11 protein-coding genes are annotated in these 12,485 nt (G+C 69.7%); 5 read left to right on the top strand and 6 right to left on the bottom strand.

Annotation, left to right across the window (positions count from 1 at the left end; translation table 11 throughout):
- Positions 1–2 precede the first annotated feature (2 nt).
- The 3 genes from OG734_RS06820 to OG734_RS06810 all read right to left on the bottom strand — a co-directional run bounded on the left by OG734_RS06820 (position 3) and on the right by OG734_RS06810 (position 3,351).
- Positions 3–953, bottom strand: coding sequence for a carbohydrate ABC transporter permease (locus OG734_RS06820; RefSeq protein WP_330286558.1), 951 nt, complete (start codon positions 951–953; stop codon positions 3–5).
- Positions 953–2,239: an ABC transporter substrate-binding protein gene (locus OG734_RS06815; protein ID WP_330286557.1), complete on the bottom strand. Its 1,287-nt coding sequence runs from the start codon at positions 2,237–2,239 to the stop codon at positions 953–955. Before OG734_RS06815 ends, OG734_RS06820 begins: the two co-directional genes overlap by 1 nt.
- A 107-nt stretch (positions 2,240–2,346) precedes the next feature.
- Positions 2,347–3,351 (bottom strand): carbohydrate kinase family protein, encoded by a 1,005-nt coding sequence (locus OG734_RS06810; protein WP_330286556.1) that lies wholly within the window; start codon positions 3,349–3,351, stop codon positions 2,347–2,349.
- 127 nt (positions 3,352–3,478) lie between these two features.
- Here OG734_RS06810 and OG734_RS06805 point away from each other — a divergent pair, with 127 nt between their 5' ends.
- The 3 genes from OG734_RS06805 to OG734_RS06795 all read left to right on the top strand — a co-directional run bounded on the left by OG734_RS06805 (position 3,479) and on the right by OG734_RS06795 (position 8,687).
- Positions 3,479–4,243, top strand: coding sequence for a DeoR/GlpR family DNA-binding transcription regulator (locus OG734_RS06805; RefSeq protein WP_330286555.1), 765 nt, complete (start codon positions 3,479–3,481; stop codon positions 4,241–4,243).
- Entirely contained in the window at positions 4,240–5,577 is a 1,338-nt protein-coding gene (locus OG734_RS06800; protein WP_330286554.1) for a 6-phospho-beta-glucosidase, read from the top strand. The genes OG734_RS06805 and OG734_RS06800 overlap by 4 nt, the downstream gene beginning before the upstream one ends.
- Before the next feature lie 62 nt (positions 5,578–5,639).
- The gene (locus OG734_RS06795) at positions 5,640–8,687 is read left to right on the top strand and encodes an alpha-mannosidase (protein ID WP_330286553.1); all 3,048 of its coding nucleotides are present in this window, start codon (positions 5,640–5,642) and stop codon (positions 8,685–8,687) included.
- A 116-nt stretch (positions 8,688–8,803) separates the two neighbouring features.
- Here the strand turns inward: OG734_RS06795 and OG734_RS06790 are convergent, their stop codons facing one another.
- Both OG734_RS06790 and OG734_RS06785 read right to left on the bottom strand, forming a co-directional pair.
- Positions 8,804–8,962, bottom strand: coding sequence for a hypothetical protein (locus OG734_RS06790; RefSeq protein ID WP_330286552.1), 159 nt, complete (start codon positions 8,960–8,962; stop codon positions 8,804–8,806).
- Positions 8,963–9,064: 102 nt separating this feature from the next.
- Entirely contained in the window at positions 9,065–10,210 is a 1,146-nt protein-coding gene (locus tag OG734_RS06785) for an ATP-grasp domain-containing protein (protein WP_330286551.1), read from the bottom strand.
- Positions 10,211–10,574: 364 nt separating this feature from the next.
- Between OG734_RS06785 and OG734_RS06780 the strand changes: the two genes are divergently transcribed.
- Entirely contained in the window at positions 10,575–11,483 is a 909-nt protein-coding gene (locus OG734_RS06780) for a metallophosphoesterase family protein (RefSeq protein WP_330286550.1), read from the top strand.
- The gene (locus OG734_RS06775) at positions 11,431–12,159 is read left to right on the top strand and encodes a 4'-phosphopantetheinyl transferase family protein (RefSeq protein WP_330286549.1); all 729 of its coding nucleotides are present in this window, start codon (positions 11,431–11,433) and stop codon (positions 12,157–12,159) included. The genes OG734_RS06780 and OG734_RS06775 overlap by 53 nt, the downstream gene beginning before the upstream one ends.
- Here the strand turns inward: OG734_RS06775 and OG734_RS06770 are convergent.
- Positions 12,134–12,361: a hypothetical protein gene (locus tag OG734_RS06770; RefSeq protein ID WP_330286548.1), complete on the bottom strand. Its 228-nt coding sequence runs from the start codon at positions 12,359–12,361 to the stop codon at positions 12,134–12,136. The genes OG734_RS06775 and OG734_RS06770 overlap by 26 nt on opposite strands.
- Positions 12,362–12,485 lie beyond the last annotated feature (124 nt).

The raw sequence follows: 12,485 nt of genomic DNA, 5'->3' as shown, positions 1-12,485 counted from the left end.
TCCTAGTCGCCCCGGCGCTGCACGAGGCGCCAGTTGATGATCGAGAAGAGGACGACGACGAGGAAGATGCCCCACGCCACCGCGGCTCCGTACCCGAAGTCGTTGTTGTCGAAGGTCTGCTGGAAGAAGTAGAGGACCATCGTCTGGCCCGAGTGGCCGGGCCCGCCCGCGAACGTCGAGTCGTTGGACGAGGTCTGCAGCAGGACCTGTGGTTCGGAGAAGCTCTGCAGGCCCGTGACCGTCGAGACGACGAGCACGAACAGCAGCGTGGGCCGCAGCAGCGGCAGCGTGATCCGGAAGAAGGTCTGGATCGGGCCGGCGCCGTCCATGCGCGCCGCCTCGTACAGCTCGCCCGGGATGGTCTGGAGCCCGGCGAGGAAGATGATCGCGTTGTAGCCGGTCCACTGCCAGGTCATCAGCGCCGCGATGGTGACCTTGATACCCCATGGAGTGTTCAGCCAGGCCACCTGGTCGATCCCCACCGAATGCAGGACGGCGTTCACCACGCCGTTGTTGGTGGAGAAGATCGAGCCGAAGACGATCGCGATCGCGACGACCGAGGTGACGTTCGGCAGGAAGTACGCGACGCGGTACCAGCTCTTGAACCGGACCGCGGAGTTGAGCATCACGGCCAGGACCATCGCCAGGATGATCATGGGGAAGGTGGCCAGCGCCCAGATGATGATCGTGTTGCCGATCGAGTTCCAGAAGTCGCTGTCGCTCAGCAGGTACTGGTACTGCGAGAGCCCGGCCCACTCCATCGAGCCGAGGCCGTCCCAGCGGTGGAAGGACAGATAGAGCGAGAAGCCGACCGGGAACAGGCCGAAGCCGAGGAAGATCAGGTAGAAGGGGGAGATCGCGGCGTAGAGGTGCCAGTACTTGCGGAAACCCTTCTTCGGCCCGACCGGGGAAGGCTGGGTCACGACGGGCGGCGTTCGCTCGATGACTGCCATCAGTAGCTCACCCCCAGGTGCTTCGCGATCCGGCGGCACTTGCTCATGGCGTCACTCCAGGCCTTCTCCGGGTCCTTGCCGAGGACTCCGACGTTCTTGATCTCGTCCTTGATGGGGGTCCCGAGCGCGATGTCGTACGGGCTGTTGTAGGCGACCACGATCTTCTGCGCGGCGGGCCCGAAGATGTCCGTGGTGACCTGGCCGCCGAAGAAGGGGTCGGGCTCCCGCAGCTGCTTCAGGTCGTAGGAGGCGGGTGTGGAGGGGAAGAGACCGGCGTCGACGTATCCCTGGGCCTGGTTGGCCGCGTCGAGGATCCAGGTGATGATCTTGAACGCCTGCTCGGGCTCCCGGCACGCCTTGGTGATCGACAGGAACGAGCCGCCGTTGTTGGCGGGCCGCACCGGCATGTCGGCGATCCGCCACCTGCCCTTGGTCTTCGGCACACCGTTCTTGATGTCGAAGCTGGCCCAGGAGGCGCCCAGTTGGCTCGGCAGCTTGCCGTCCTGGATGGCCGACAACTGGTCCGGGGTGCCGTTCACCAGGTCCGACACGATCCCGCGCCGCTTGGCCTCGACGGCGAGCGCCCAGGCGTCGCGCACATGCTGCTCGTCACCGATGAAGTGGCGGTCCTTGTCGACGAACCGCTTGCTGCCCTGGTTGACGACGTTGTCGAAGACGGAGTTGACGTCCGTGAGCAGCGCGCTGCCCGGAACGCGCTTCTTGAGCTGCTCGCCCGCGTCGAAGAACGCCTCCCAGGTGGAGAGCTGCTTCGACACGTCGGCGGGCTCGTACGGCAGGCCCGCCTTGCGGAACACCTCGTACTGGTAGAAGTGCGCGACCGGCCCGCAGTCGATCGGGAAGCCGACCATCGTGCCGTCGTCGGCTATGCCCTGGTCCCATTTCCAGGGCAGGTACTGGCTCTTGTACTTCTCCGCGCCCAGCGTCCGCAGATCGATGAACTGGTCCGCGTTCGGCAGGTAGGCGGCCATGTCCTCGCCCTTGAGTCCCGCGATGTCGGGGACATGGGCCTGGCCGGTGATCGTGGTGATGAGCTTGGAGCGGTACTGGCCGCCGATCTGGATGGCCCGGAGGTCGACCGAGCTGTCGAAGCGGGCCTTGGCGTTCTTGACGACGGTGTCGCTCAGACCGCCGCTCCAGTACCACAGGACCATGTTGCGTCCGGTGGAGCCGGTCGGAACGGCGCAGCCGCTCGCCAGGCCGCCGAGCGCGGTGGCGGCCGTACCGGCCAGGCCCGCGCGCAGGAGGCCTCTTCGTGAGAGCTGCACAGCTCCCACCGCCTTTCGGATGTTCGGTGCGTGCTTGAGGGGAAAGTCAGTAAGGGGCATCAAGGAGGGGCATAAAGGAGGGGGCAATGCGGTGGGGGTGGCAGGTCTCAGGGTGTGACGGGCGCGTACCGCACCGGCGGTCCCGGATCGGCCGGCAGCCGGTCGGCCAGGAAGCCGTAGGCGCGCCGCAGTTCGGGGTCGTCGAGCGTGTCCCACCAGCGCTGGACGTGGTACCAGCCGGGTGCGGCCAGCGCCCCGCCGTGCTCCCGTACGGACAGGGAGGCGGCCAGTACGGCGAACCGCAGCCGTTCCTCCAGTGGCCAGCCGCCGAGCGAGGCGGCGACGAAACTGGCGCCGAACACGTCACCGGCGCCCGTCGAGTCCACGACGTCCACGGCGAGGGCCGGGACCTCGGCGTACTCGCCCGTCGTCTGGTCCACGGCGATCGCGCCGTCACCGCCACGGGTGACGACGGCCACCGGGACGAGCTCGCTGAGCGTGCCCAGCGCGGCGACCGCGGTGTCCGTGCGGGTGTACGCCATCGCCTCGGTCTCGTTGGGGAGGAAGGCGTGGCACAGGGCGAGCTGGTCGAGGAGGTCGGAGGACCACACCTGGGTGGGGTCCCAGCCGACGTCCGCGTAGATCTGCGTGCCGTTCGCCGCCGATTTGGCCAGCCACCGGTGGGGCTCGGCCTCAAGGTGGACGAGGGCGGTGCGCGCCTCGGGCGGGTCACCCAGCAGGGTGTCCTGGGAGTACGGGGGCGGCTGCCCGTGGGTGATCAGGGCGCGGTCGCCGTCGTAGGCGAGCGAGACGGTGACGGGTGTGTGCCAGTCGTCCGCGGTGCGCGAGAGCGAGAGGTCGACGCCCTCCTGACCGGCGAGGACGGTTCGGCAGTGGGTGCCGTACGCGTCGTCGCCGAAGACGGTGGCCAGCGAGGTCTTCAGACCGTACCGGGCGGCGGCCACCGCGAGGTTCGCGATCCCGCCGGGGCTGGTGCCCATCCCCGACGTCCAGATCTCCTCGCCGGGTGTCGGGGGCTTGCCCAGGCCGGTGAGGACGAGGTCGAAGAAGAGCAGCCCGGTCAGCAGCACATCGGGCCGTTCGTCGTCCACGCGTGCATCCTCTCGTCAAAACTCGTCAATTTGATGACCGGAATCGTGCGCGCCTTCGGAAGATTTGGCAAGAGTCGAGCAGAAGCAAGCATAGAAATGATTGAAGATGACGAGTACTGTTCACCGCGTGCTGGCAGAACGACGACATCAACTCATCCTGCGGGCCCTGCGCTCAGGGGGCCCCGCAGCCGTGACCGATCTCTCCGAGCAGTTGGGCGTGAGCCCCGCCACCATCCGGCGTGACCTGGTCAGACTGGAGGAGGAGGGCCTGCTCACACGTGTACACGGCGGCGCCGTGGTCGAGGAGGGCGACCAGCCCTTCGCCGAGGTCGCCGAGGTGCGCGTGGCCGAGAAGGACGCGATAGCCGCCAAGGCCGCCTCCCTCGTCGAGGACGGCTCGTCCGTGCTGCTCGACATCGGCACCACCGCCTACCGGCTGGCCCGGCAACTGCACGGCCGCCGGCTCACCGTGATCACCAGCAACCTGGTGGTCTTCGAGGAGCTGGTGGACGACGAGGGCATCGAACTGGTGCTCCTCGGCGGCATGGTCAGGCGCGAGTACCGCTCCCTGGTCGGGTTCCTCACCGAGGACAATCTGCGCCAGCTGCACGCCGACTGGCTCTTCCTGGGCACCAGCGGCGTCCGGCCCGGCGGCCAGGTGATGGACACCACGGTGGTCGAGGTGCCGGTCAAGCGCGCCATGATCAAGGCCGCCGACCGGGTCGTCCTGCTCGCCGACCGCGCCAAGTTCCCCGGCACGGGCATGGCGAAGGTCTGCGGCCCGGACGAGCTGGACATGGTGGTGACGAACGCGCCGGTGGACCCGGCGACGCAGTCCTCTCTGCAGGAGGCCGGGGTGCAGGTCATCACGGCAGGAAAGGTGCAACCTTGAAGCTGACGATTCTGGGCGGCGGCGGATTCCGCGTGCCGCTCGTGTACGGGGCGCTCCTGGGCGACCACGCCGAGGGCCGGGTGACGCATGTCGTCCTGCACGACCTGGACGCGGGCCGTCTCTCGGCGGTCACCCGGGTCCTGGCCGAGCAGGCGGCCGGGGTGCCCGACGCCCCCGAGGTGAGCGCCACGACCGACCTCGACGAGGCGCTCACCGGCGCCGACTTCGTCTTCTCCGCGATCCGCGTCGGCGGCCTGGAGGGCCGCGCGAACGACGAGAAGGTGGCGCTGGACGAGGGCGTCCTCGGCCAGGAGACGGTCGGCGCGGGCGGCATCGCCTACGGCCTGCGCACGGTCCCGGTGGCCGAGGACATCGCGCGCCGCGTCGCGCGGGTCGCCCCCGACGCCTGGGTCATCAACTTCACCAACCCGGCCGGCTTGGTCACCGAGGCCATGTCCCGCCACCTCGGCGACCGTGTCATCGGCATCTGTGACTCGCCGGTGGGCCTCGGCCGCCGTATCGCCCGGGTGCTCGGCGCCAACCCCGGCGAGGCGTGGATCGACTACGTCGGCCTCAACCACCTCGGCTGGGTACGCGGGCTGCGGGTCAACGGCCGCGACGAACTCCCGCGACTGCTCGCCGACCCCGACCTCCTCGGTTCCTTCGAGGAGGGCAAGCTCTTCGGCACCGACTGGCTCCAGTCGCTGGGTGCCATCCCGAACGAGTATCTGCACTACTACTACTTCAACCGCGAGGCCGTACGCGCCTACAGCCAGGCCGAGAAGACCCGCGGCGCCTTCCTGCGCGACCAGCAGGCCGGTTTCTACGACGAGATGAAACGACCCGACGCCGCCGCCCTCACCGCCTGGGACCGCACCCGCGCCGAGCGCGAGGCGACGTACATGGCTGAGGCCCGCGAGACGGCGGGCGCGGGCGAACGTGACGCCGACGACCTGTCCGGGGGCTACGAGAAGGTCGCCCTCGCTCTGATGCGGGCCATCGCCCGCGACGAACGCACCACCCTGATCCTCAATGTCCGCAACCGCGGGACGCTCTCGGTGCTCGACACCGAGGCCGTCATCGAGGTGCCCTGCCTGGTCGACGCGGGCGGCGCCCACCCCGTCACCGTCGACCCGCTGCCCGACCACGCCTCCGGCCTGGTCTGCTCGGTGAAGGCGGTCGAACGCGAGGTGCTCGCCGCCGCCGAGTCCGGCTCCCGTTCGACGGCGGTCAAGGCGTTCGCGCTGCATCCGCTCGTCGATTCCGTGAACGTGGCGCGCAGACTGGTAGACGGATACACCGCGGTCCACCCCGGCCTGGCGTACCTTAAGTAAGCGCTTTCCCCGCTCGAATCTGCTCGTATCTGGTCTGCTCGAATCTGGTCTGGAGACTTCTCATGCACGACGAACGCCGGCGGATCGAGGAGCGCGTCCAGCGCCTCCACGACCAGCGGATCAAGGCGGCGATCTACGCGGCCACGGTTCCCTTCGAGGTCGAAGCCTGGCAGGCGCCCGGCGAGCCGGTCTCCTTCGAGGAGGCGGCAGCCGCGTCGTATGCCCCCTTCGCCATGGACACCCTCTGGGGCCCGCCCTGGGGCACGACCTGGTTCCGGATGCGCGGCCGGGTGCCCGCCGAGTGGGCCGGCCGGCGCGTCGAGGCGGTCATCGACCTCGGCTTCGTCGGCGACTGGCCCGGCAACCAGGCCGAGGCCCTGGTCCACCTCACCGACGGCACCCCGCTGAAGGCGGTCAACCCGCTCAACCAGTACGTGCCGATCGCCAACCCGGCCACGGGCGGCGAGGAGATCGACTACCTCGTCGAGGCGGCCTCGAACCCCGACATCCTCGCCGCCAACTTCTCCAAGATCACCCCCATGGGTGACATCCTCACCGCCGGTGACAAGCCGATCTACACCTTCCAGCGCGCCGACCTCGCCATCCTCGACGAGGAGGTCTTCCACCTCGACCTCGACGTCCAGGTACTGCGCGAGCTGATGCTGGAGCTGGGCGAGCACGACCCGCGCCGCCACGAGATCACGCACGCCCTGGACCGCGCCCTCGACCTGCTCGACCTGGACGACGTGGCCGGTTCGGCGGCGGCGGTACGAGCAGCCCTGGCGCCCACGCTGGCCAAGCCGGCCAACGCCAGCGCGCACAAGATCTCGGGTGTCGGCCACGCGCACATCGACTCGGCGTGGCTGTGGCCGATCCGCGAGACCAAGCGCAAGACGTCCCGCACGTTCTCCAACGTCACCTCGCTGGCCGACGAGTACGAGGACTTCATCTTCGCCTGCTCGCAGGCCCAGCAGTACGAGTGGGTGCGCGACAACTACCCCAAGGTGTGGGCCCGCATCCAGGAGTCGGTGAAGAAGGGCCAGTGGGCGCCGGTCGGCGGCATGTGGGTCGAGGCGGACGGCAACCTGCCCGGCGGCGAGGCGATGGCCCGCCAGCTGATCCACGGCAAGCGGTTCTTCATCGAGCACTTCGGCGTCGAGACCAAGGGCGTGTGGCTGCCGGACTCCTTCGGTTACACCGCGGCCTACCCGCAGCTCGCCAAGCTCGCCGGCAACGAGTGGTTCCTCACCCAGAAGATCTCCTGGAACCAGACCAACAAGTTCCCCCACCACACCTTCTGGTGGGAGGGCATCGACGGCACCCGCATCTTCACCCACTTCCCGCCGGTCGACACCTACAACGCCCGCTTCAGCGGCGAGGAGATGTCCCGCGCGACCCGCAACTACCAGGAGAAGGGCGTCGCGAACCGCTCGCTGGCCCCCTTCGGCTGGGGCGACGGCGGCGGCGGCCCCACCCGCGAGATCATGGAACGGGCGCGCAGGCTCGCCGACCTGGAGGGTTCGGCGACGGTCGAGGTCGAGCACCCCGACGAGTTCTTCGCCAAGGCCCGCGAGGAGTACCCCGACGCCCCGGTCTGGGTCGGCGAGCTGTACCTGGAGCTGCACCGGGCCACGTACACCTCCCAGGCCCGCACCAAGCAGGGCAACCGGCGCAGCGAACACAAGCTGCGCGAGGCCGAGTTGTGGGCGACGACGGCCGCGCTGCACGCACCGGGCTACGCGTACCCGTACGAGCACCTGGACCGCCTCTGGAAGACGGTTCTGCTCCACCAGTTCCACGACATCCTGCCGGGTTCGTCCATCGCCTGGGTGCACCGCGAGGCGGAGGCCGAATACGCCCGTGTGGCCGAGGAGTTGGAGGCACTGACCGCCGAGGCGGTGGCCGCGCTCGGCGGCGGCGAGTCCCGTGCCTTCAACACGAGCCCGTACGACCGGTCCGAGGTGGTCCGCACCTCGACGGGCGTCCCCATGTACGTGGAGGTCCCGGCGAGCGGCAGCGCCCCGCTGGCCGTCGCGGAACCCCCGCAGCCGGTGACGATCGCCGCCGGGCGGATCCTCGACAACGGGCTCGTACGGGTGGAGGTGGCCGAGGACGGCACGCTGGCCTCGGTCCGCGACCTGAAGGCGAACCGCGAAGTCCTCGCCGACAAGGGCAACCTGCTCCGCCTGCACACCGACCTCCCGAACTACTGGGATGCCTGGGACATCGACAAGCACTACCAGAACCGCTACACGGACCTGCTGGAGACGTCCTCCGTCACGGTGACCGACGAGGACCCGCTCCTCGGCGCCATCCGCGTGGAGCGCGACTTCGGCAAGGGCTCGAAGATCGTCCAGACGATCACCGTGCGGGCCGGCAGTCCCCGGATCGACTTCGAGACGGAGATCGACTGGCACGAGGCGGAGAAGATCCTCAAGGCCGCCTTCCCGGTGGACATCCGCGCGGCCCACTCCAGCGCGGAGATCCAGTTCGGCCATGTCCAGCGGCCCACGCACACCAACACCACCTGGGAGTCGGCCCGCTTCGAGGTCTCCGGCCACCGCTGGGTGCACCTCGCCGAGCCCGGCTACGGCGTCGCGGTCCTCAACGACTCGACGTACGGCCACGACGTCTCCCGCACGGTCCGCGAGGACGGCGGTACGACCACCACGGTCCGCCTGTCGCTGGTGCGCGCCCCGCGCATCCCGGACCCCGGGGCCGACCAGGGCAAGCACCGCTTCACGTACTCGCTGCTGCCCGGCGCGAGCATCGAGGACGCGGTCGCCGAGGGCTACTCCCTCAACCTTCCGCTGCGCGTCGCGGATGCCGGGGGTGCTCCGGAGCCGGTCGTGTGGGCGGACGGCGACGGTGTCACGATCGAGGCGGTCAAGCTCGCCGACGACGCGTCCGGCGACGTCGTCGTCCGCCTCTACGAGTCGCGCGGCGGCCGGGCGGAGGGCGTGCTGTGCACGGGCTTCCCGCTGACTGGCGCCAAGATCACCGACCTGCTGGAGCGGCCACTGTCCGAGGCGGCCGTCGACGGTGACTCGGTGGCGGTGACGCTGCGGCCGTTCGAGGTGCAGACGCTGCGGCTGACGGTGGGCAAGTAGGAGTCGGCAGGGCAGTAGGGGCAAGGGCGGGTCGCTGTGCGGCTCGCCCTTCGCATGCCCGACCGGCTCTCTGGTGAAGTCGGGTGCGCGACCCAGCCTCCCACCGGCCCGCAGGTTCAGCACCGCTCTTCCAGCGGAGCGCTCAGCGCGGCCTCGTAGGCGGGGCAGGCGAAGACGTACGGGCCCAGCCGCAGCTCCCCCCACCCTTTACGGAAGGGCTGAGGGAAGGACAGCCAGGTGACGGTCGCCGGGGTGGCGGTGACGATCGCTGGCAACGGCCGGCAGCCCCGCACACCGCAGTCGCAGCCGGGTCGGGCCCGGTCATGGCGTCAGGATGCTTCGCCATGACCGGGCCCTGGTGGCGTGGAAGGCCCGGGCTAGGCCGATGCCCCCGCAGCCGCCCCGGCCGACGTCTCGACGGCCTCCGGTTCCGGCTGCTCCGGAGTGCGCGCGGGTACGGCGGACAGCGTGGGCGCCGGGACCTCGTCCGCGGGTGCCGACACCGTGCGCACCGGGCGCGGTGCGGAGATCACCGCGTAGTCCTGGCCGAGGAACGGCGGCACCAGATCGCCCGGGTCCTCGCCGAGCGCCAACTGCACTGCCGCCCAAGGGGCGTTGATGCCGCACAGCTGGAGCTGGTGCAGGCCGCCGGCCGGCCGCGTGTTGACGTCCATCAGGACCGGCCGGTCCTCGTACATCCGGAACTGGATGTTGCTCAGGTGGTGCAGCCCGAAACCCTCGGCGATGAGCCGCGCGGGCTGCAGCCAGGCCTCGTCGAGGGTGAAGCCGCGCCGCCGGCCGTTCTTGGTGCGGCCGATCGCCATCCGGATGCGCGAGTCGGGGCCGGTGAGGCAGTCGACGGACACCTCCGGCTGCTCCAGACGGGGCATCACCAGCCAGTCGACGTCCTCCTCCGTGTTCTGCAGCACGTCGAGGACCATGTCCAACTGGACGTAGGGGGTGGGGAACCCGTTGAGGTGCGACATCGAGAAGGGGGCGCGCGTGATCACGCGGAAGCCCACCCCGCCCGCGCCCGCCGCCGGCTTGAAGCACGCCTTGTGCCCGTCGGCCTCCAACTGCTCGACGGCGACGAGGAGTTCGTCGGCGCTGCGCACCCGCCACCACGGCGGCACCGGAACACCGACCGCCTCGACGGCCTGGTACGCGGTCGCCTTGTCCTGGAAGACGGCCACCGCCTCGGGCGTCGGCGCGAGCAGCTTGGTGCCGACGGCCTCGAAGTCCGCGCGGTGCTCGACGATCGCGTCCTGGTGCAGCCGCGGCACGAACACGTCGATCTCGCGGCGGTCGCACTGGTCGAGCGCGTACTCCACGTACGCGGCGGGTGACAGGCCCTCGGGCTCCATGGCGGCGGTGTCGGCGGCGGCCAGGACGGGGGAGTCGGCGTCCCCGTGGGTGGCGTGGATCTCGACCGCGCGGTCGCTGGGATTTCTCCGCAGCTGTTCCATGAAGAACACGTTCTCCGCGTACGTGCGGTTGAGCCAGACGCGTACGCGAGAGACCATGCAGGGCCACCTTTCAGGGTTCACGGGCGCGGCAGAGCAAGGCCGAGCCCGGCCAGGGGAGATTTGGGAACACGACAAGCCGCCGGGTGCGAACCGGGTTTTTGGCGGAAGTGTTGAGGCGATCATAAGGCTCCGCAGACCCTGTTCCTGCTACGCGCGTGTTACGGAATTGACAGCAGTACCCCGTGTGTTGCCTTGTGCACCAACCGTGGTCCCCTGTAATGATCTTCGGCCCGCCCGGTGAGCTGCGCCGAGAGGGCGGCGGGAGGGCCGGAAGCCGTACTTGTCCGGCTGCCGGTGATGTGTTCTTGTGGGTCCGAACGTGCGCTCGCGAGGGCGGAGTTCGGATAGGGAAGGGGCTGGAGTGGAGACGACGGCCGGCGGTGCCGGACAGCTGCTGGCGATCAGTGATCTGCACATCGGCTACCCGGAGAACCGCGCCCTGGTCGAACAGATGCGCCCGGAGACGGACGACGACTGGCTGCTGGTCGCCGGCGACGTGTCGGAGTCGGTGGCCGACATCCGCTGGGTCCTGGAAACCCTCGCCGGCCGATTCCGCAAGGTGATCTGGGCGCCCGGCAACCACGAACTGTGGACCCACCCCAAGGACCCGGTCACCCTGCGTGGAGTCGCCCGCTACGAACACCTGGTCGACCTGTGCCGTGAGCTGGGTGTGACGTCGCCCGAGGACCCGTACCCCGTGTGGGAGGGCCCCGACGGCCCGGTGGTCGTCGCGCCGCTGTTCCTCCTCTACGACTACTCCTTCCTGCCGCAGGGCTGCGCGACCAAGGAGGAGGGGCTGGCGTACGCGGAGAGCACGGGCATCGTCTGCACCGACGAGTACCTCCTGCACCCCGACCCGTATCCGACCCGTGAGGCCTGGTGCCGGGCCCGGGTGGCCCGGACCGAGCGGCGGCTCGCCGAGCTGCCCGAGGACCTGCCGACGGTGCTCGTCAACCACTATCCGCTGGACCGGCACCCCACAGACGTCCTCTGGCACCCCGAGTTCGCCATGTGGTGCGGCACCACGCTGACCGCCGACTGGCACCGCCGGTTCCGCGTCGCGACCATGGTCTACGGCCATCTGCACATCCCTCGGACCACCTGGCACGAGGGCGTCCGCTTCGAAGAAGTGTCCGTGGGCTACCCCCGCGAATGGCAGAAGCGACCGGGAGACCCGGGAAGGCTGCGCCGCATACTGCCGATGGAGGTCGGATCCGGTGATCGAGGAGCTGCTTCCGGCCACGGTCGTGGCCGTGGAAACGTACGGTGACGAGACGGCCGACGGCGCGTACGGGGCCGGTGGGCCCGGGGGCACGACGCTGTATCCCGAGGAGCAGGCGCTCGTGAGCCGGGCGGTGCCCAAGCGCGTCCGAGAGTTCACCCTCGTACGCGGGTGTGCACGCCGCGCAATGGAGAAGCTCGGCGTGCCGCCGCAGCCCGTGCTGCCCGGTGAGCGGGGCGCCCCGCAGTGGCCGGCCGGTCTGGTCGGCAGCATGACCCACTGCGAGGGCTACTGCGCCGCCGCACTGGTCCGCGCCACCGACCTGGCCTCGATCGGCATCGACGCCGAACCCCACCAACCGCTGCCCGAAGGCGTCCTCGACTCCGTGTCCCTGCCCGCGGAACAGGTGCACCTGCGTGCACTGGCGGCGGCCGGCCCGGGCGGGCACGGTGCCCCTGTGCACTGGGACCGGCTGCTGTTCAGTGCCAAGGAGTCGGTCTACAAGGCGTGGTTCCCGCTCACCGGCAAGTGGCTGGACTTCAGCGAGGCCGACATCGAGTTCACGGCCGCCTCCGGCCCGCATCCGTGCGGAACCTTCCGGGCCCGCCTGCTGGTGCCCGGACCGGTCGTCGACGGCCGGGAACGCGGGTACTTCGACGGGCGCTGGACCGTTCGAAACGGGCTGCTGGGCACGGCGGTCAGTGTGCCGCACCAGCCTGTCTGAGCAACTGGAAGAACCTCTCCTCGTTGCCCGTCAGGCCCGCCTCCGCCAGAGCCGCTTCCGCCTCCGCCAGGACGGCGGGCGGCACGACGGGTGGTCGGCGGCTGCCAGGCGGTACGTCGAAGGCTGCGCGGACGGTGTGCAGCAGCCGCAAGTAGGCCTGGACGGCGGTGCGCTCACGGTCGGTCAGTACGGCGGTCGGCATCGGACGGCTCTCCCCATGTCGGCGTCATCTGTGCTCATCTCTGCACCTCCCAGCTTGCCGCCCGCCACTGACAATCCCGTTTCGATACACGTCGGTTCGCTCGCTTAGCGGAGGCGAAACGTCA

The organism is Streptomyces sp. NBC_00576, assembly GCF_036345175.1.
In the GTDB taxonomy this organism is placed as follows: domain Bacteria; phylum Actinomycetota; class Actinomycetes; order Streptomycetales; family Streptomycetaceae; genus Streptomyces.
This window is presented reverse-complemented; position numbering and strand designations above follow the sequence as displayed.